At 54.0% G+C, this 19,669-nt stretch carries 20 protein-coding genes; 5 read left to right on the top strand and 15 right to left on the bottom strand.

Annotation, left to right across the window (positions count from 1 at the left end; genetic code table 11):
- Positions 1-975 carry a 1-deoxyxylulose-5-phosphate synthase YajO gene (yajO, locus tag OGV94_RS15430; protein WP_043015388.1) on the top strand — a complete coding sequence of 325 codons (975 nt, stop codon included), beginning with the start codon at positions 1-3 and terminating at the stop codon, positions 973-975.
- 50 nt (positions 976-1,025) lie between these two features.
- Here the strand turns inward: yajO and pgpA are convergent, their stop codons facing one another.
- The 6 genes from pgpA to nrdR form a co-directional block, all read right to left on the bottom strand.
- Complete coding sequence (gene pgpA, locus OGV94_RS15425) at positions 1,026-1,544, bottom strand: phosphatidylglycerophosphatase A (protein ID WP_003021578.1); 519 nt, start codon at positions 1,542-1,544, stop codon at positions 1,026-1,028.
- Positions 1,522-2,499, bottom strand: coding sequence for a thiamine-phosphate kinase (gene thiL / locus OGV94_RS15420; protein WP_043015387.1), 978 nt, complete (start codon positions 2,497-2,499; stop codon positions 1,522-1,524). Before thiL ends, pgpA begins: the two co-directional genes overlap by 23 nt.
- A gap of 77 nt (positions 2,500-2,576) precedes the next feature.
- Positions 2,577-2,996, bottom strand: a complete 420-nt coding sequence (nusB, locus tag OGV94_RS15415) for a transcription antitermination factor NusB (RefSeq protein ID WP_000801129.1) — start codon at positions 2,994-2,996, stop codon at positions 2,577-2,579.
- A 19-nt stretch (positions 2,997-3,015) separates the two neighbouring features.
- The gene (ribH, locus tag OGV94_RS15410) at positions 3,016-3,486 is read right to left on the bottom strand and encodes a 6,7-dimethyl-8-ribityllumazine synthase (protein ID WP_003021575.1); all 471 of its coding nucleotides are present in this window, start codon (positions 3,484-3,486) and stop codon (positions 3,016-3,018) included.
- A 90-nt stretch (positions 3,487-3,576) separates the two neighbouring features.
- Positions 3,577-4,680, bottom strand: a complete 1,104-nt coding sequence (gene ribD / locus OGV94_RS15405) for a bifunctional diaminohydroxyphosphoribosylaminopyrimidine deaminase/5-amino-6-(5-phosphoribosylamino)uracil reductase RibD (RefSeq protein ID WP_075145069.1) — start codon at positions 4,678-4,680, stop codon at positions 3,577-3,579.
- A gap of 3 nt (positions 4,681-4,683) precedes the next feature.
- Positions 4,684-5,133 (bottom strand): transcriptional regulator NrdR, encoded by a 450-nt coding sequence (nrdR, locus tag OGV94_RS15400; protein WP_016152032.1) that lies wholly within the window; start codon positions 5,131-5,133, stop codon positions 4,684-4,686.
- Positions 5,134-5,287: 154 nt separating this feature from the next.
- On the opposite strand from nrdR, the gene OGV94_RS15395 reads away from it, so the two are divergent.
- Both OGV94_RS15395 and OGV94_RS15390 read left to right on the top strand, forming a co-directional pair.
- A complete protein-coding gene (locus OGV94_RS15395) occupies positions 5,288-5,827 on the top strand; it encodes a SadB/YajI family lipoprotein (RefSeq protein WP_286523740.1) in 540 nt (179 codons plus the stop codon).
- 422 nt (positions 5,828-6,249) lie between these two features.
- Entirely contained in the window at positions 6,250-7,113 is an 864-nt protein-coding gene (locus OGV94_RS15390) for a nucleoside-specific channel-forming protein Tsx (RefSeq protein ID WP_003021561.1), read from the top strand.
- Positions 7,114-7,158: 45 nt separating this feature from the next.
- Here OGV94_RS15390 and OGV94_RS15385 read toward each other — a convergent pair whose 3' ends face one another.
- From OGV94_RS15385 to queA, 7 genes are all read right to left on the bottom strand, one after another.
- Positions 7,159-7,851 (bottom strand): helix-turn-helix transcriptional regulator, encoded by a 693-nt coding sequence (locus OGV94_RS15385; protein WP_286523739.1) that lies wholly within the window; start codon positions 7,849-7,851, stop codon positions 7,159-7,161.
- 23 nt (positions 7,852-7,874) lie between these two features.
- Entirely contained in the window at positions 7,875-8,240 is a 366-nt protein-coding gene (locus tag OGV94_RS15380; protein WP_005125129.1) for a VOC family protein, read from the bottom strand.
- 168 nt (positions 8,241-8,408) lie between these two features.
- Positions 8,409-9,380: a protein translocase subunit SecF gene (gene secF, locus OGV94_RS15375; RefSeq protein ID WP_003021550.1), complete on the bottom strand. Its 972-nt coding sequence runs from the start codon at positions 9,378-9,380 to the stop codon at positions 8,409-8,411.
- A 10-nt stretch (positions 9,381-9,390) separates the two neighbouring features.
- Complete coding sequence (gene secD, locus OGV94_RS15370) at positions 9,391-11,238, bottom strand: protein translocase subunit SecD (protein ID WP_003021547.1); 1,848 nt, start codon at positions 11,236-11,238, stop codon at positions 9,391-9,393.
- Between the two features lie 27 nt (positions 11,239-11,265).
- Positions 11,266-11,598, bottom strand: coding sequence for a preprotein translocase subunit YajC (gene yajC, locus OGV94_RS15365; RefSeq protein ID WP_043015381.1), 333 nt, complete (start codon positions 11,596-11,598; stop codon positions 11,266-11,268).
- A gap of 22 nt (positions 11,599-11,620) precedes the next feature.
- Positions 11,621-12,748, bottom strand: coding sequence for a tRNA guanosine(34) transglycosylase Tgt (gene tgt, locus OGV94_RS15360; protein WP_003021535.1), 1,128 nt, complete (start codon positions 12,746-12,748; stop codon positions 11,621-11,623).
- Positions 12,749-12,956: 208 nt separating this feature from the next.
- Positions 12,957-14,021, bottom strand: a complete 1,065-nt coding sequence (gene queA / locus OGV94_RS15355) for a tRNA preQ1(34) S-adenosylmethionine ribosyltransferase-isomerase QueA (protein WP_043015380.1) — start codon at positions 14,019-14,021, stop codon at positions 12,957-12,959.
- Positions 14,022-14,111: 90 nt separating this feature from the next.
- Between queA and acpH the strand changes: the two genes are divergently transcribed.
- Both acpH and OGV94_RS15345 read left to right on the top strand, forming a co-directional pair.
- Positions 14,112-14,693 (top strand): ACP phosphodiesterase, encoded by a 582-nt coding sequence (acpH, locus tag OGV94_RS15350; RefSeq protein WP_043015379.1) that lies wholly within the window; start codon positions 14,112-14,114, stop codon positions 14,691-14,693.
- A gap of 168 nt (positions 14,694-14,861) precedes the next feature.
- Positions 14,862-15,464, top strand: coding sequence for a peroxiredoxin (locus OGV94_RS15345; protein WP_003021524.1), 603 nt, complete (start codon positions 14,862-14,864; stop codon positions 15,462-15,464).
- Between the two features lie 48 nt (positions 15,465-15,512).
- Here the strand turns inward: OGV94_RS15345 and OGV94_RS15340 are convergent, their stop codons facing one another.
- Together OGV94_RS15340 and OGV94_RS15335 are read right to left on the bottom strand one after the other, a co-directional pair.
- Positions 15,513-16,910: a DUF3999 domain-containing protein gene (locus OGV94_RS15340; RefSeq protein ID WP_286515593.1), complete on the bottom strand. Its 1,398-nt coding sequence runs from the start codon at positions 16,908-16,910 to the stop codon at positions 15,513-15,515.
- Complete coding sequence (locus OGV94_RS15335; RefSeq protein ID WP_286523737.1) at positions 16,907-19,564, bottom strand: DUF2339 domain-containing protein; 2,658 nt, start codon at positions 19,562-19,564, stop codon at positions 16,907-16,909. Before OGV94_RS15335 ends, OGV94_RS15340 begins: the two co-directional genes overlap by 4 nt.
- Between the last annotated feature and the right edge of the window lie 105 nt (positions 19,565-19,669).

Below are 19,669 nucleotides of genomic sequence, written 5' to 3'. Positions count from 1 at the left end.
ATGAAATACAACACCTTAGGAAAAACCGACCTTCGGGTCTCCCGCCTTTGCCTGGGTTGCATGACGTTTGGCGAGCCCAATCGCGGCAATCATGCCTGGACGCTACCTGAAGAAAGTAGCCGCCCGATAATCAAACACGCTCTTGAAGGCGGCATTAACTTTTTCGATACCGCCAACAGCTACTCCGCTGGCAGCAGCGAAGAGATTGTCGGCCGCGCGCTGCGTGATTTCGCCCGCCGCGAAGATGTCGTGGTGGCGACCAAGGTTTTTCACCAGGTGGATGATTTAGCGGAAGGTTTATCCCGCGCACAAATCCTGCGCTCAATCGACGACAGCCTCAGACGCCTGGGTATGGACTATGTGGACATCCTGCAAATTCACCGCTGGGATTACAACACGCCGATCGAAGAAACGCTGGAAGCCCTTAACGACGTAGTGAAAGCCGGTAAAGCGCGCTATATCGGCGCCTCATCCATGCACGCTTCACAGTTTGCTCAGGCGCTGGCCTTACAGAAGCAACACGGCTGGGCGCAGTTCGTCAGCATGCAGGATCACTACAACCTGATCTACCGCGAAGAAGAACGCGAAATGCTGCCGCTTTGCTATCAGGAGGGTGTGGCAGTGATCCCATGGAGTCCGCTGGCGCGTGGTCGCCTGACGCGCCCCTGGGGAGAAACGACCGCCCGTCTGGTTTCCGATGAGGTCGGTAAAAATTTGTACAGCGAGAGCGATGAAAACGACGCGCAAATCGCCGAACGGCTGACCGGCGTCAGTGAGGAACTGGGCGTAACCCGTGCGCAGGTCGCGCTGGCCTGGCTGCTGAGCAAACCGGGTGTGGCAGCACCGATTATCGGCACATCGCGCGAGGAACAGCTGGATGAGTTGCTCAATGCGGTGGATTTAACGCTGAAGCCGGAGCAGATTGCCGAGCTGGAAACGCCGTACAAACAGCATCCGGTGGTGGGATTTAAATAAGCGCGATTGTAGGCCGGATAAGGCATTTACGCCGCCATCCGGCAAACCCGTTAAATGATCCCTACCGGCCAGTGATGGCCAATAAAGTACAGTATCCCGGCGGACAGTATCCCGGCCACGATATCGTCGATCATAATTCCCGTACCGCCATGTACGTTGCGATCGAACCAACGAATCGGCCACGGCTTCCACATATCCAGAATACGGAAAATCACAAATCCGGCGGCAACCCACTGCCAGTCGTTGGTCGGCAGCGCCATCAGGGTTATCCACATCCCGACAAACTCGTCCCAGACAATGCTACCGTGATCGTGCACGCCCATATCTTTCGCCGTTTGATGGCACAGATAAACGCCGATACAGATAGATAACATCACCACCAGTGAATACAGCTGCCACGGCAGAAACGTCATTAAATACCAAAAAGGGATCGCCGCCAGCGATCCCATGGTGCCAGGAACAATTGGGCTCAGCCCGCTGCCAAAACCGGTGGCTAACAGATGCCACGGATTGCGCATACTCAGGCGGCTTTTGGCGACATCTTTTTTAAGGCGCGGCAAAATGGTCATATCCTTTCCAGTCGAACGTGACGGATTTTCCATCGCGCGTAAAGTGAATACCTTCCACGTCCGCGCTCATCTGTCCTATGCAGGTAAACGTTGCGCCGAGATTTCCCAGCGCTACGTCCAGCGCGCCACGATTAATTTCCGGTACGGTAAAGCATAACTCATAATCTTCACCACCCGAGAGTGCCCAGCGCAGGGCCTGTTCCGGCTCCACGTGCCGGGCAAACGCCGCGGAGTAAGGCAGCGCGTCAACGTTAACCCGTGCGCCGCAGCCGCTGGCATTAACGATATGCCCCAGATCGGAAATCAGACCGTCAGAGATATCGATAGCCGCACTGGCCAGATCGCGCAGGGCTTGTCCCTGCAAAATACGCGGCGTGGGACGCAGATGGCGTTTCAGCAGATAGTCTGCGTCTTTTACCTCTGCAACCTGCAAGCGATCCTGCAAAATCGCCAGCCCGGCAGCGCTGTCGCCCGGCGTGCCGGTCACATAAATCCAGTCACCCGGTTTCGCACCGGAGCGTTTTAAGGCACGCCCAACGGGAACGTAGCCATGAATACCCAACGTCATCGACAGCGGTCCACGCGTGGTATCACCGCCAATCAGCTGCATATCGTAGTAATTAAGGAGTTCAAACAGGCCATCGCTGAAAGCTTCAAGCCAGGCTTCATCGACGTCAGGTAACGTGAGCGCCAGCGTCAGCCACGCAGGATCGGCTCCCATCGCCGCCAGATCGCTCAAATTCACCGCCAGGGCTTTCCAGGCCAGATCGGTAGGATCAATGTCGGGAAGGAAATGATTGCCAGCCACCAGCGTATCGGTACTGATCGCCAGCGTCTGTTTTTCAGGGATGTTCAGAAGTGCGCAGTCGTCACCAATACCGGTTTCGACATCAAGACGAGACGTTCTTACGCGGTCAAAATAACGGGCAATCAGGGAAAACTCGCCGCATGCCATACGTTATGCCTCAGCAGAAAAAAAAGAAAAAGCCGGGGACAGCGGAAACAGGTTCCACCATCCAGCCGGCCTCGGGATTACTTTTTGTTGGGGCGAATCACAGGTGCTGCTTTATCCAGTACGCCGTTCACGAACTTGTGGCTGTCTTCAGCGCCGAAGGTTTTCGCCAGTTCAATCGCTTCGTTGATGGCCACTTTGTACGGCACATCACTACGTTTAGACAGTTCAAACAGCGCAATACGCAGCACGGCTTTTTCTACCTGACCCAGCTCTTCCAACAGACGAGACAGGTAAGGCTTCATTAATCCATCCAGGTACGCGCTGTTAGTCGCCACCCCGGACAGCAGTTCACGGAAATACAGAACGTCAACATCTTTCACGTCCTGTTCCGCCAGGAACTGGTATTCAACATCAGCGATGTCGTTCTGGGACAACTGCCAGGAGTAAAGCGCCTGGACGGCACACTCACGGGCGCGGCGACGAGCAGCAGGTTTCACGGATTTCCCCTTACAAAAATCAGGCCTTGATGGCTTTCAATACATTAATCATTTCAAGCGCAGTCAGTGCAGCTTCTGCGCCTTTGTTGCCGGCTTTAGTGCCAGCACGTTCGATGGCTTGTTCAATACTTTCGGTGGTCAGAACACCGAAGGCTACCGGAATGCCACTGTCCTGAGCGACATGCGCCAGGCCATTGCTAGCACCGCCAGCCACATATTCGAAGTGCGCAGTACCGCCACGGATCACCGTACCGAGCGCAATCACCGCGTCGTATTTACCGGTTTTCGCCAGCGCGTCAGCCGCCAGCGGCAGCTCATATGCGCCTGGAACCCAAACGACGGTAATGTTTTCATCTTTTACCTGGCCAATACGTTTCAGGGCGTCAATCGCACCTTCCAGCAGGCTGTCATTGATAAAGTTGTTGAAACGCGCAATGGTGATGGCGACGCGAGCGTCCGGGGTAGCAACGTTAGCTTCAATAATGTTCATATTCTTCCTTCGGGTTCGATTTATGGCCCCGTAAGGGGGGCGGATTTTATCATAATATTCTGTGCGCTGCTTGCTCTAATTCAGAAAGCCTCACGCAGTGGTTAAATGCAGGCAAACGTCCGGGCCCACCTGGCGTATCTCGTTGAATTTGAAATGGGGCGCGTCGGCCAGTTTCTCAAGCCCTGGCAGCACACATAATCCTCGCGCATCACTGCCTAACAGTTTAGGCGCAACATACACGATTAGCTCATCAACCAAACCGGCCTGTAATAACGCGCCCGCAAGCGTAGGGCCAGCTTCAACCCAAATGCTGTTAATTTGCTGTTTGCCCAACTGCATCATCAGCACCACCAGATCCAGATGCCCGTTATGTTCCGGCACCTTCAGGCTGCGTACCGCCTCCGGCCAGCTACGAGAATCGTCTTCAGTCCGGACAATCCAGGTTTCTCCTGGCTGTTGCACAATACGATGCTCCGGCGTGACCTGATTCTGGCTATCAAGAACAATGCGGATTGGCTGGCGCAGATTTTCCTGCGGGTAACTCGCCTGGGTTGACTCCCCAAGCTCCGACCAACGCACGGTAAGCAGAGGATCGTCGGCCAGCACCGTCGCGCTGCTGGTTAAGATGGCATGGCTTTGCGCCCGCAGACGTTGCACATCGCGGCGCGCCTGCGGCGAGGTTATCCATTGGCTTTCACCACTGGCCATCGCCGTACGCCCATCAAGCGACGCGCCAAGCTTAAGCTGCAGATACGGGAATCCGGTACGCATGCGCTTGAGAAAACCTTTATTAAGCTGCTCAACCTCGCTCATCATCAGCCCGTGGCTGACATCGATACCCGCCTGCTGCAAACGGTAGAGGCCACGACCTGCTACCTGTGGATTGGGATCCTGCATCGCCGCAACCACACGCGTCACACCCGCGGCAATCAACGCATCGCAGCATGGCGGCGTACGACCATGATGGCTGCAGGGTTCAAGCGTGACATAGGCGGTTGCCCCTTGCGCTTTTTCTCCAGCCATCCGCAGGGCATGGACTTCAGCATGCGGTTCGCCCGCGCGGTGATGATATCCTTCACCGACGATCTCCCCATCTTTCACAATCACGCAGCCCACATTGGGATTGGGATGCGTGGTAAAACGTCCGCGCGCAGCAAGCTTCAGCGCGCGCGCCATGTACAATTCATCCTGCATGGCTTAGTCCTGTAGGCGAGCAATCTCTTCGCCAAATTCTTTGATATCTTCGAAGCTCCGATAAACCGAGGCGAAGCGAATATAGGCGACTTTATCGAGTTTTTTCAACTGCTCCATCACCAGGTTGCCGATCATCTTGCTCGGCACCTCACGCTCGCCAGTTGCACGCAGTTGTGATTTGATATGGTTCAACGCCATTTCGACGTCATCAGAGCTGACCGGGCGTTTCTCAAGCGCTCTGAGCATGCCGCTGCGCAGCTTATCTTCATTAAAGGGTTCACGCACATCGTTGCTTTTCACAACGCGCGGCATAACAAGTTCAGCCACTTCAAAAGTGGTGAAACGTTCATTACAGACCAGACACTGCCGACGGCGGCGTACTGAGGAGCCCTCGCCTACAAGACGAGAGTCAATTACCTTAGTGTCTACGGCGAAACAGAATGGGCAATGCATACGGCGTCCTGTACCTCAGTGGTTAACAGAAATCTATTTTACCCTGAACTGGCGTGACAACAAAGGCGCAGCGCTTTTGAGACAAAGGATCGATGCCTTCGTGCTCAGTGCGCACTACCATTATGCTATCGCGACAATGAAGGAAGTAATCACAATGACAAGACGTTACCTAAGAATTGTCCTGGTGGGAAGTCTCTTTAGTCTTAGCGCCTGCGCACAGCAAAGCGAAGTACGTCAGATGCATCAAAGCGTTAGCACGTTGAACAAAGAGATGACGCAGCTCAATCAGGAAACGGTAAAAATTACACAACAGAATATGTTGAATGCAAAATCAACCAGCGGCGTCTATCTGTTGCCGGGTTCCAAAACGCCTGCCCGACTGGACAGCCAGATTGGCACGCTACGTATGTCGCTAATCAATATTGCGCCAAACGCCGACGGCACACGTCTGACGCTGCGGATTCAGGGTGAATCCAACACACCTTTACCCGCCTTTAGCGCCACCGTCGAGTACGGACAAATTCAGGGCACCACGGATAACTATCAGGAAGTGAACGTTCAGAATCAATTGGTCACTGCCCCCGCGAGTATCCTTGCACCCAGCGACGTCGATATTCCGCTGCAGTTAAATGGCCTTTCTGCGGACCAGTTAGGGTTTGTTCGCATCCACGACATCCAGCCTGTTAGCCAATAAACTTTTTTGCGGGACGTTTTGTGCGTTCCGCAACATCACTTCGCCTTATTTTGTTACTCCCCTGACATAACCAATATTTCTGTTAAAACTTGGCAACATTCATGGGAGCCAGTACAATTCGCCGCCTAAAGTACGCAAACGTGAACGCAATCGATTACGCAAATGATAGAACTGTGAAACAAGACATATTTTTGTGAACAATGATTTTTATAATAGGCTCCGAAGAAACACGAAATATTTCTACACAAAATCATGCAAGATGCATCGAGGCGGCAACTGCGTGAATCCCTGGAGCTTACATCAGTAAGTAACAGGGGTGAGCAAAGGCAGCCAACAAAGAGGCGTCTTGAAGGATGAAGTGTATAGAAACGCAAATTGCGCATTTTTCTATCCCGAAAGGGATTTCAAACAGTGGCATACATATGAAAAAAACATTACTTGCAGCCGGTGCAGTGCTGGCGCTCTCCTCGTCTTTCACTGCCAATGCAGCAGAAAATGACAAACCGCAATATCTGTCCGACTGGTGGCACCAGAGCGTCAACGTGGTGGGCAGCTACCACACCCGTTTCTCCCCGAAACTGAACAACGATGTGTATCTGGAATACGAAGCGTTTGCTAAAAAAGACTGGTTTGACTTCTATGGCTACATCGATATTCCGAAAACCTTCGACTGGGGTAACGGCAACGACAAAGGCATCTGGTCTGACGGTTCCCCGCTGTTTATGGAAATCGAACCGCGTTTCTCCATCGACAAACTGACCGGTGCTGACCTGAGCTTTGGCCCGTTCAAAGAATGGTATTTCGCCAACAACTACATCTACGATATGGGTGACAACAAAGCCAGCCGCCAGAGCACCTGGTATATGGGCCTGGGTACCGATATCGATACCGGTCTGCCGATGGGTCTTTCCCTGAACGTGTATGCTAAATACCAGTGGCAGAACTATGGCGCATCCAACGAAAACGAGTGGGATGGCTACCGTTTCAAAGTGAAATACTTTGTGCCGATCACCCAGGTTTGGGGCGGTCAGTTGACCTACATCGGCTTCACCAACTTCGACTGGGGCTCAGATTTGGGTGATGATCCGAACCGCACCAGCAACTCTATCGCTTCCAGCCACGTGCTGGCGCTGAACTACGATCACTGGCACTACTCCGTAGTCGCGCGTTACTTCCATAACGGCGGCCAGTGGAAAGGTGGAGATACTCTGAACTGGGGCGAAGGCGACTTCAGCGCGAAATCTACCGGTTGGGGTGGTTACCTGGTCGTAGGTTACAACTTCTAATCCAGACAATGTTTCGCAGACAAGCCAGCTTAACCGCTGGCTTTTTTATGGCTGGTCTTCACAGCGTACTTTACGTAAAAAGTCACTTAGCGAGCGATCCGCCGATTCGCGAAAGTGCCTGTTGAGTGGCGTGATCTTCAGACATCGATCAACGCGAAAGCAGCGATAATCGTCACGCATCTCGCACCAGGCAACCAGCAGCCAGTGCTCGCCCCAGAAAAATAAGCCCAACGGTTGAACGTCGCGCCAGGAGAGGTTCCCGGACTCATCGCGATAATGCAGCGCCAGCGCCTGCTGCGCCGAAACCGCGCGATGTATGAGATCGAACGCACTGCGTGAATGCGGCTGATTACCAAAATCTGGCGCGAAAATCCGCGTTTGCTCGGCTCTGCGCCGACTCTCTGGCGGCAATATCGCCAGCACTTTTTCCTGCGCGGATTCCAGCGCCTGTGAGAGTGAATCTCCGCCCCATGTTTTCAGCAACCGAATCGCTACCATCAATGCTTCTGATTCGTGATGCGTTAACATCAACGGCGGCAGATCAAACCCGGCCATCAAGCGGTATCCGCTGCCCACTTCTCCTTCAATGGGCACGCCGGATAAAGAGAGATCGCGGATATCGCGATAAATCGTCCGTTCAGAAACTTCAAGGCGTTCTGCCAGCAGCGCCGCCGTTGTCACTCGCCTGCCACGCAGGATTTGTACAATCTGAAACAAGCGGTCGGCGCGTCTGCTCATGTTAATCCTCAGTCCTGAAAGTATTACGCGGGTTGATGTAAACCAACACGATTGCCTTCACTGTCAGTAAATAGCGCAATCGTACCAATGTCCTGCCCCAATTCGAGTGGGCCAAACACGCATTGACCGCCAGCAGTGGCGACGCGTTCAAGCGTGGCTGCCAAATCGTCCGTATGCAGATAAATAATAGCGCCCTGCGCTGAAGGCGTAATACCGTCAAATTTAGCCAGCGCCCCGCCGGGCGCGGGATCCTGATACGGGAATACGGCAAGCTCGGCGCAATCCATATTCTCCCGACGCAACGAAACCTGCATCACTGGCTCATAAAAAGCGATGGCGCGATCCATTTGTGCCACGGGGATTTCAAACCAGTTAATTACGTTCTTCATACTTCCTCCTGCCTGTGTGGGTAATCTCAGAAGGACTATAAGACAGGGCTACTGACAGCATACTGTCAGTAGTGTGTCGAGAGAAAAAGATAATGGTTTGCTGCTAAATCGCAGGCAAAAAAAATCCCGACCTTGCGATCGGGATTCCAGTATCTTCACTCTTAATGGTTAAGGCAGAATCGACGGTTGATCCGCCCCTTCTTTCTCGACCTTCTGCTGCAGCATGTGTTCACGCTTCATACCCAGCTTCAGCGCCAGCGCCGATGCCACGTAGATAGAAGATGCGGTACCGATGGAAACACCGATCAGCATCGTCAGCGAGAAGCCTTCCAGTACCGGACCACCGAACAGGAACAGCATCAGAATAACCATCAACGTCGTACCGGACGTAATCAACGTACGGTGCAGCGTCTGAGTCAATGACACGTTAAAGATTTCGTAAGGCGTACCGCGACGAATTTTGCGGAAGTTTTCACGAATACGGTCAGATACTACGATACTGTCGTTCAGCGAGTAACCGATTACCGACATCAGCGATGCGACGATAGTCAGATCAATCTCGATATGGAACAACGACAGGATCCCAAGTGTGATAATCACGTCGTGCGCCAGCGCGATAACTACCCCAGCCGCCAGTCGCCATTCAAAGCGAAAACCGACGTACACCAAGATGGAGATCAGCGCCGCCATCAGCGCCATCGCACCGGTTTGCGCCAGGTCTGCACCCACGCTCGGCCCCACGAATTCAATTCGTTTCACCGCGGCGTTTTGGTTGGTGGATTCGTTAATCACACTCAACACTTTGCTGCCCAGCACCTGACCGCCGTCTGCGCCTTCAGTTGGCGGCATACGTACCATAATGTCGTGGCTGCTGCCGAAGTTCTGCAGAAGCGGATCAACAAAGCCCGCTTTCTCCAGCGCATCGCGCATCACGTCCATATCGGCCGGTTTTTCCAGCGTGATTTCAATAACCGTACCACCGGTGAAATCGAGACCCCAGTTAAACCCGCGTACGCCCATCACCACGATGGCCGCAATCAGCAGGAAACCTGAAATGCCGAAAGCCCAGTAGTCCCAGCGCATAAAGTCCCAGACTTTACGGCCGTGGTTCAATTGTTCAACAGTATATTCCTGTGCCACTTCGCACTCCTCAGATTGACAGCTTTTTGACGCGCTTGCCGCCATACAACAGGTTTACGATGGCACGTGTACCGACAATCGCGGTAAACATCGACGTCGCCACACCAATACCGGTAGTAATCGCGAACCCTTTAATTGCCCCGGTGCCCACTGCGTACAGGATGATGACCTTGATCAGCGTCGTAATGTTCGCATCAAAGATGGAGCTAAATGCGCCCGCATAACCTTCATTGATCGCCTGCTGCACCGAACGCCCGTTACTCAACTCTTCTTTGATACGTTCGTTGATCAGTACGTTCGCATCGACCGCGACGGCAAGGGTTAAGACGATCCCCGCAATCCCCGGCATACTCAGCGTAGCACCCGGCAGCAACGACATAATACCGACAATCAGCACCAGGTTAGCAATCAGCGCACTGGTCGCAATCAGACCGAACTTCTTATAGAAGAAAATCATGAACAGGATAGACACCACCAGACCGGCCAGACATGCTTCCAGACCCTGTTTAATGTTCTGCATACCCAGGGTTGGGCCGATGGTACGTTCTTCAACAATCTGAATCGGCGCAATCAACGCACCGGCACGTAACAGCAGAGAAAGCTGACGCGCTTCGTTCGGGTTGTTGATACCGGTGATACGGAAGCTGTTGCCCAGGCGAGACTGAATGTTGGCGATGTTAATCACCTCTTCCTGTTTCACCAGCACTGCGCGACCGTTAGCATCTTTCTTACCGCTGTCTTTGTACTCCACGAACAGGGTCGCCATCGGCTTACCGATGTTGTCCTTAGTGAAGTTGGACATGATGTTACCACCCGCGCTATCCAGCGAGATGTTAACCTGCGGCTGATTGTATTCGTCCTGGCTGGAAGTAGAGTCGGTGATATGGTCACCGGTCAGAATCACGCGTTTGTACAGCACAACCGGCTGACCTTCACGAGACTGTTTCACTTCCGAGTCACCCGGAACACGACCCGATGCCGCAGCGGACTGGTCAACGTTGGTGTTTACCAGACGGAACTCCAGCGTCGCGGTTGCGCCCAGAATTTCTTTCGCACGCGCGGTATCCTGAATACCCGGCAGTTCGACCACAATGCGGTCAGCACCCTGGCGTTGTACCACCGGCTCAGCAACACCCAGTTGGTTAACACGATTACGCAGAATGTTGATGTTCTGCTGTACCGCGTACTCACGGGCTTCGCTCAAGCGCGCATCGGTCATTACCGCACGCAGAGCATTGCTGCCCTGGCTGGAGATAACCAGATCCTGGTGACGCTTGCTCAGGTAAGAGATAGCTTCATCACGGGCGCTGCTATCACGGAAAGTGATGCTCAGACCGTAGTTATCTTCTTTACGAACGGTAGTATAAGGAATGCCTTTTTCACGCAGATCGCTGCGCAGACTATCGATATTTTGTTCCTGCAACTTACTCAGCGCGGTGTCCATATCCACTTCCATCAGGAAGTGAACGCCGCCACGCAGGTCAAGACCGAGTTTCATCGGTTCTGCGTGAATGGCTGCCAGCCAGCGCGGGGTTGCCGGAGCAAGGTTAAGCGCCACGACATACTGATCGCCCAGTACGCCCATTAACACTTCACGTGCGCGCAGTTGGGTATCAGTGGAGTCGAAGCGCGCGAGAATAGCACCCTCTTCCAGAGCCACAGACTTAGGTGTGATTTTATCTTCTTGTAACGTTTTCTGGACCTGGATCAGCGTTTGCTCACTGGCGGCGGCACCGCGCACGCCAGTGATTTGAACAGCCGGATCCTCACCATACAGGTTGGGAAGCGCATAGAGCAGACCGACGACAATAACGACGATCAGCATGACATACTTCCACAAAGGATAACGGTTTAACACGGCAGTTCCCTTTGGGAAAACAATAAATTACAGCGCCTTCATGGTGCCTTTCGGCAGAACGGCAGCTACGAAATCACGTTTAATAACCACTTCAGTGGTGTCGTTCAGCGCGATAGCGATGTAGCCAGATTCTGCTACTTTGGTCACGCGACCCACCAGACCACCGTTAGTCAGCACTTCATCGCCTTTCGCAATGGAGCTCATCAGATTTTTATGTTCTTTGGTACGCTTTTGCTGCGGGCGCAGGATCATGAAGTAGAAAATCAGACCAAACACCACCAGCATCAGAATCAGAGACATCGGGCTGCCCTGCGCCGGAGCACCTGTTGCCGCTACCGCATCAGAAATAAAAAAGCTCATTCAAATTCCCTCATTATTAAAATTAATCAACGTTCACAGGTGGAACTGGTCTACCCTGACGTTGGTAAAAATCGGTCACGAAGCTCTCTAATTTACCCTCTTCAATAGCCTTGCGTAAACCCGCCATCAAACGCTGGTAGTAGCGAAGGTTATGAATCGTGTTGAGACGCGCGCCCAATATTTCGTTGCAACGGTCGAGATGATGCAAGTAAGCGCGCGAATAATTGCGACAGGTGTAGCAATCACACTCAGCATCGAGCGGACTGGTGTCGCTTTTATGTTTCGCGTTACGAATTTTTACCACGCCGTCAGTCACAAACAAATGACCATTACGGGCATTTCGCGTTGGCATCACACAGTCAAACATATCGATACCGCGACGCACGCCTTCAACCAGATCTTCTGGTTTGCCGACGCCCATCAGGTAACGCGGTTTATCTGCCGGAATCTGTGGGCATACATGCTCCAGGATGCGGTGCATATCTTCCTTCGGCTCACCGACAGCCAAACCGCCGACAGCGTAGCCATCAAAGCCGATATCTACCAGACCTTTAACAGAGATATCACGTAAATCTTCGTAAACGCTGCCCTGAATGATGCCAAAAAGCGCATTTTTGTTGCCGAGACTATCAAAACGGTCGCGACTGCGCTTCGCCCAACGCAGAGACATCTCCATCGAGCGTTTAGCATAGTCCCAGTCGGCCGGATACGGTGTACATTCGTCGAAGATCATCACGATATCGGAACCGAGATCGTATTGAATCTCCATCGACTTCTCGGGATCGAGGAAAATCGGATCGCCGTTGATCGGGTTACGGAAATGCACGCCCTGCTCGGTTATCTTACGGATATCGCCCAGGCTGAACACCTGGAAGCCGCCGGAATCGGTGAGGATCGGCCCTTTCCACTGCATAAAATCGTGCAGATCGCCGTGCAGCTTCATGATTTCCTGACCCGGGCGCAGCCACAGGTGGAAGGTGTTGCCGAGGATGATCTGTGCGCCGGTCGCTTCAACTTCTTCCGGCGTCATGCCTTTTACGGTGCCGTAAGTACCGACCGGCATAAAAGCAGGCGTTTCTACTACGCCACGATCAAAAACCAGGCGGCCGCGACGCGCGCGACCGTCTGTGGTATCCAGTTCAAATTTCATTTTTTCTCCTGCATCAGAGAGACAGTCTGATGATTAAACTTTCCCCATGGATTCACTCCACGGAGTAAAAATATCTTAACCCACTGGCGAAGGCGCAATCGGCACAGCCAGTTTGGGAGCGACCAGCGCACAGCCACCGGAGCGTACACGCAGTACGTGAGGATGGCGAGCACTGCCCGCCATCAAAATGGCAAGTGAGATAGCCTTCTCACGGTCGCTCAGAAATAGCCTGCGGATTGTACGTGATAAACATCGCATCACCGTAACTAAAAAAGCGATATTCCGCTTTTACCGCTTCATGATAGGCGTGCATGGTGTTTTTATAACCAGCAAACGCGGAAACCAGCATGATCAGCGTCGATTCCGGCAGGTGGAAGTTGGTTACCAGGGCATCAATCACCTGATATTTATAGCCTGGATAAATGAAAATTTGCGTATCGCCGAAGAATGGCTCGATAAGGTCGTTTTTGGCAGCCTGCGCTGCGCTTTCCAGTGAACGTACGGAGGTGGTGCCCACCGCAATCACGCGGTTGCCGCGCGCTTTCGCCGCCAGCACCGCGTCCACCACATCCTGCGGCACTTCCGCATATTCAGAGTGCATAATGTGGTCTTCAATGGTGTCTACGCGCACCGGCTGGAAAGTACCCGCGCCGACGTGCAGCGTGACGAACGCCATTTCAATACCTTTATCGCGCAGTTTAGCCAGCAGCGGATCGTCAAAGTGCAGACCCGCAGTCGGCGCGGCGACGGCACCCGGTTTTTCACTATACACGGTCTGGTACAGCTCGCGGTCGGCGTCTTCATCGGGACGGTCGATATACGGCGGCAACGGCATATGGCCGATGGCGTTGAGGATATCCAGCACGCTGCGTTCGTCGTTAAACTCAACTTCAAACAGCGCGTCATGGCGGGCGACCATCGTCGCGTTAATACTTTCGTCGTCGCCCAGCAGCAGCTCAGCGCCCGGCTTCGGCGCTTTCGAAGCACGAATATGCGCCAGAATACGTTTGTCATCCAGCATACGCTCGACCAGTACTTCAATCTTGCCGCCGCTGGCTTTACGGCCAAACAAACGCGCAGGAATGACGCGAGTGTTGTTAAAGACCAGCAAATCTCCAGGGTTGAGCTTATCGAGCAAATCGGTGAAAGTACCGTGCGTCAGCGCGCCCGTCGGCCCGTCCAAAGACAGCAAGCGGCAGCTACTGCGCTCAGCTTGCGGATAGTGGGCAATCAGGGATTCGGGTAGTTCAAAGGTGAAATCGGTAACGCGCATGACACTGACTCAGACTAAAATAAGAGGCGGGTAGTCTAGTGCCGGGGCGTTCTCCCTGCAACCTTTACCCCTCTGGATAAACGTTTAACTATGAATTTTCTTGCACATTTGCATCTCGCTCATCTTGCCGACAGCTCGCTTTCCGGCAATCTGCTGGCCGATTTTGTCCGGGGTAATCCGGAAACGCACTATTCGCCTGACGTGGTGGAAGGCATCTTCATGCACCGTCGTATCGACGTGATGACCGATAACCTGCCGCAGGTGCGTGAAGCCAAAGAGTGGTTTCGTAGCGAAACGCGCCGCGTCGCACCGATTACGCTGGACGTTATGTGGGATCATTTTCTGTCGCGCCACTGGTCGGAAATCTCCCCTGACTTCCCGCTGACGGACTTTGTGCGCTATGCCCGTACCCAGGTAACCACTATTTTGCCGGAATCGCCGCCGCGCTTTATCAATCTGAACAACTATATATGGTCAGAGAAATGGCTTGAGCGCTACCGGGACATGGATTTTATCCAGAACGTCCTGAACGGCATGGCCAGCCGCCGCCCGCGACTCGATGCCCTGCGCGACTCATGGTATGACCTCGATACGCATTACGATGCGTTAGAAGAACGTTTCTGGCAATTTTATCCGCAAATGATGGACCAGGCGCGGCGTAAAACCCTTTGATTGCAGCCCGCATTCCCCGCCGGATAAGCCGTAGCCGCGATCCGGCAAAAGATTGATAGACAAAACCTGTCTCATTGATTGCCAACGCCTCTTTGTCTTATTCCCGAACACTCTCTATACTGGCCCGCGTTGCGTTCCAAAAACCCCTTAACATTGCAGGAGAATTATATGGTACTGGTAACTCGTCAGGCTCCGGATTTCACAGCAGCTGCGGTACTGGGTAGTGGTGAGATCGTTGAAAACTTCAACTTCAAACAGCATACCAACGGTAAAACTACCGTTCTGTTCTTCTGGCCGATGGACTTCACCTTCGTTTGCCCGTCTGAACTGATCGCATTCGACAAACGTTACGAAGAATTCCAGAAGCGCGGCGTTGAAGTTGTTGGCGTTTCCTTCGACTCTGAATTTGTCCACAACGCATGGCGTAACACCCCTGTCGACAAAGGCGGCATCGGTGCAGTGAAATACGCAATGGTTGCTGACATCAAACGCGAAATTCAGAAAGCCTACGGCATCGAGCACCCGGAAGCGGGCGTTGCTCTGCGCGGTTCTTTCCTGATCGACGCTAACGGCGTTGTTCGCCACCAGGTGGTTAACGATCTGCCGCTGGGCCGTAACATCGACGAAATGCTGCGCATGGTTGACGCGCTGCAGTTCCACGAAGAGCACGGCGACGTTTGCCCGGCACAGTGGGAAAAAGGTAAAGAAGGTATGAACGCGTCTCCGGACGGCGTGGCAAAATACCTGACCGAGAACGTTTCCAGCCTGTAATTGGCATGAATCGACAAAAGGCCCGCAATGCGGGCCTTTTTTATTGGTTTATGTCGGATTACCCTTTTTCACTTCTCGCCAGATTCTCCACGCCATCAGAGCCAGTACGGCGACGCCAAGTATCAACGCCCCCCATACCAACAGCGTTTTCCACTGGCTTTGTTGCTCAGCGACTGACGTTGCCGTCAGCCTCGCCTCGCCACCCAGGGTGACCCGTTCATCCTCAAAAGCCTGCGACATTTTGTCGGGGTCGTTGTGTTTGCGTAACGCCTCCGGGATCAGCATCGCCAGACTGATGCTCGCCGGTTCCGCCGCTTTGTTTCCCCATGCCAGGATAAACGGGCTTTGGCCTTGCGCGTTAAAAATCACTTTATAGCTGTCACGCTCCCCTCTGAGCACGGGTAAGGTGGCAGGCAAACGCGCCTGAAGCGTCGTCATCCGGACAGCCTCAACCAATTCACCGGAGAGCGGAATATCATCCGAATACTGATTTTCCAGATTGTAGAGAACCGTTCGGGTTAAAGGCTGCCAGGCCTCTTTTTCTGCCTTGCGCCATTCAAGCTCAACCGGCAACACGCCTTCGTTATCCAGTGAAACCTTTAATGAGGTCAACGGTTGCGGCCTGGACCATCGCCAAATCGCCTGGTTTTCGGCGATTCTCTCCGCTTCAGCATTCATCGAAACAGGCCGGATAAGCGAAGGCTCCTCACGGGTTATTCCACTCACCCCGCTCAGATTCAGCGCAGGACTTTGCGAATCAAGAATCAGCAGCAGCCAGGGGACGCCATCAGCGGACATTCGCAAATCATCAACGCCTAAGGTGTCCATTTTCAACCGGTCGTCGCTATGCGTCAGATCCATCAGCGGCGCATTTCCTGTAATCAACCTCCAGTCACGCAAATCGCGGCTGTAATAAAGCGATGCCGTTCCCTGCCAGTTTTTCGCAGGCGCATCCCAGATCAAACGTAACTGGGACAGCGATGGCGTCTCTTTCACATCGTCTGGCAAAGCGATTAAATAACTCTGCCCGATGGATTGCTGGTTTTCACTTTCGAAGCGAATTTCTATGCCATTTTTAGAACGCAGCAGGACCGCGGGTCGTTCATTATCTTGCGTTGGCGTCACCTGCTGCGCCGTAGAATCAAACGGGAAAAGGCGCAGAGGAATGGTTTTCGGGGACGTTGCCTGCGCTTTTTCTGCCAGCAGAGTGAAAGGCACTACGTCACCCTGACGGTTGAACACCCTGATATCACGTAAGTCCGGCCAGACTGCCTCGTGGTATACCGCTAAAGGCAGAGGGAGGCTATACCATTGCTCTGACCCAGGCGTAAAGAGCTTCACTCCCGTCGCGTAGTCTGCTGGCGCATCCGTAGCCGTATTACTGCCCCACGCAGCGCCGGTTGCTCCTAACAGAGCACTCCAGAGAACCGCTTTCATCCATTTCATTTTTCTTCTCCAGCTTTGGGCGGTAAGGGTGAAAAATAGCCAATAATCAGCACCAGAATGGCCACGCCAATAAACGCGACCGCACGCGCCAGGCCGCCGCCTCCCGCGCTGTCCACCAGCATCAGTTTAACGATGACTATCCCCAGCAAAACCGCGCCACACAGCCATTCCTGGCGCGAGCGACGCCGGGTCGCTCGCAGCATCACCACCAGCGCCGCTAACATCCAGAACAGAGCAAAACAGGTTTGAATCAGCCGCGAATCCCATAGCGCCTGGACATTCCACGCAACTTCGCCATACCAGGACAACACGCGCAGCAGCAAACCATTAAGCCACCAAAAGCTGAGCGCCATCAGCGCCACAACCGGCCATGGGCGACATACGGAAAGCTGAACCGGGAAATAGCGTTGAGACACGCGATAAAACACCACCAACCCCAGCAGGGCAAACGCTGCGCCCTCTTCCAACGGGTTGAGCAACGGCAGATACGTCTGACGATAAACCACGCCATCCTGTAAATTCGTCAGCACGAGCAAACCGACCAGTGCCAGCGCAACGGGAATCATCGCCTGAACTGAATAGAGGGCCGGCCAGATGCGAAACGGCCAGAGCTTGCGATGAACAGCTTGATAAACCATGAAAATCAGCAGCCCACCAGCCGCCATCATCAGGCCGCTTCCCCACGCAGCCCTGCCCCACGGCAGCGCCTGCGCGAACCAGAACAGCTCAACCGCCAGCGCCAATAAAATCATCCAGAAGAACGACAAATGCGCCAGCCGGGAAAGCGCTGGCGGTAATATCTGCGCGTCACGCCAGAGCAGCGCCAGCGCAACAACTAGCGCCGCACACCAGGCCAGATTCGGCCAACCCGCCGCAAAAATCTGCTGCAAAGAGATTTGATACATCAGCACCACGAGCATCATCGGCCACAGCAGCCATTTACTGGCATCCAGCTCCCGCCATGCCAGGCGACCAGCAATCGCTCGCCAGCCCCAAACCGATACCGCCATTAATGCCAACACGCCAGACAGCACCCACCGATCCTGTTTCAGGATGAGTTGCGATGCCGCAACAAGTGCAATAATCCAGAAAAGCAAACCACCCGCGAGAAGCCCCCAACTGCCCTGTATCCGAATGTTGCGCCATAGCCATGCACCAGCCAGCCAGCTAAGGCTAAGCACGGCAAAAATCAGCATCATCGAAAGTGCGGTTGTGCCGTTCGTCAGCGCCCATAGCGCGCTGCCCACGGCCAGCACGAGCAGCGCCGTACCGCTATAACTCATGCGTCGTTGCTGTTGTTGCACGCCCAACCAGAGGATACCCAGCCCCTCCAGCGACCAGGCCATCGCCGTCCAACGGGCTGAAAGCGCCAACGGAATGGCCAGGGTGGTAAATGCGCCGCCGAGCGCCAGGGCAGCTAATACCAGAGGTCTCCCCAGAGAAGACGAACGCCGCAAGGCAAGCGTCGCCAACACCAGATAGAAACCACCGTAGCCTAGCGCGCTGAGCGCCGGACCATATGCCATATGTCGGGTAATGGCATACTGCATGCCAAAACCTATCAGTGGAGGAGCAAACAGCAGCACGCCGTCAATAATCTGTTTGCCTTTTTCCTGCGCCCGAAGCGATAGCGCCACGCTCAGCACGCCAAAAATAATGGTGTTGGCGATCAGGAAAAGTTGGCAGCTCAGGTAATACTCAGGCCGATAGTCATCCAGTCCCCACAAACCGCCAACGCCAAAGGTAAACAGCAGGCCGAGCAGATTCAGCTCCCGCCAGTGCTGCCAGATGCTGATGGCGAGAATGCCCACCGAGAGCAAAAGATAGAAAGAGAAGAGTGCGACATGACTGCCGCCGCCGGTGGAAAGCAGCAGCGGCGCGAGATAGCCGCCAAGGCTTGCCAGCATCGCCAGGCTGAGTGCCTTTTGCAAAATAGCCAGACCCACACTGGCCGCGCAAATCGCCACCAGCAGCGCAAATGCCAGCGTCATGGGCAGCATTTGCCACAGCCGGAACGCGCCAAAGACGGTGAGATAGAGTGCCCCCGTAGCCCCGCCCTGTAGGATCAGCGCATAGACCGGTTGCTTATGCCTTAACCGCCAGCCCAGTGCCAACAGGACAATAGCAAACAATGCGGCAGCCACCAGGCGCAGCTCAAGCGGAAACAAAGAATGTTCGACGGTGTAACGCAACAGGAAAGAAAGCCCCAGGAACAGGAGCAAAATACCGAGCTTTGCCAACGGGTTGCCCTGCATAAACCAGCGCACCAGCGATGACATCACCCCACCAAAAGCAGAAGGGCGCTCGACGTTGGGCGTGGATACCGCCGCTTTCTCCGGCTTCGGCTGCGAAGCCCACGGGTTAACAAGTTCCGGCGTCGGCTCAGTGACAGGTTCCGGCACCACGTTGCTAATCGCAGACGTTGGCGCATCAGAAAGAATACTCTCTGTTGCAGGCGTCGGCTCAATGGCTGTTGCCTGCGCCACAGACTCTGGCACCACGCCGCGCAGCTCAAGTTCCTCTACCCGACGGCGCAAGGCCACCAGTTCGGAACGTACCGCCGCACTGCGTCTGTATGCCACGATCGCGAGGCAAGGTACCACTACCAGCGCGAAGAATAAAACAATGCAGCCAAGGGTTAGCAGCTCATCCATGTTTCCACCTTCACTGTATAAAGACAGACCAGAATGACACAATTTGTTGCAGTTACGCCATATCTGTTAACACTATGACCCGCTTTTCAGAAAATACAATCAGCC

This window comes from Citrobacter sp. Ce006, assembly GCF_030336535.1.
Lineage (GTDB): Bacteria > Pseudomonadota > Gammaproteobacteria > Enterobacterales > Enterobacteriaceae > Citrobacter > Citrobacter europaeus.
Note: the sequence above shows the minus strand (reverse complement) of the source record. Positions and strands in the feature narration are given on the sequence as shown.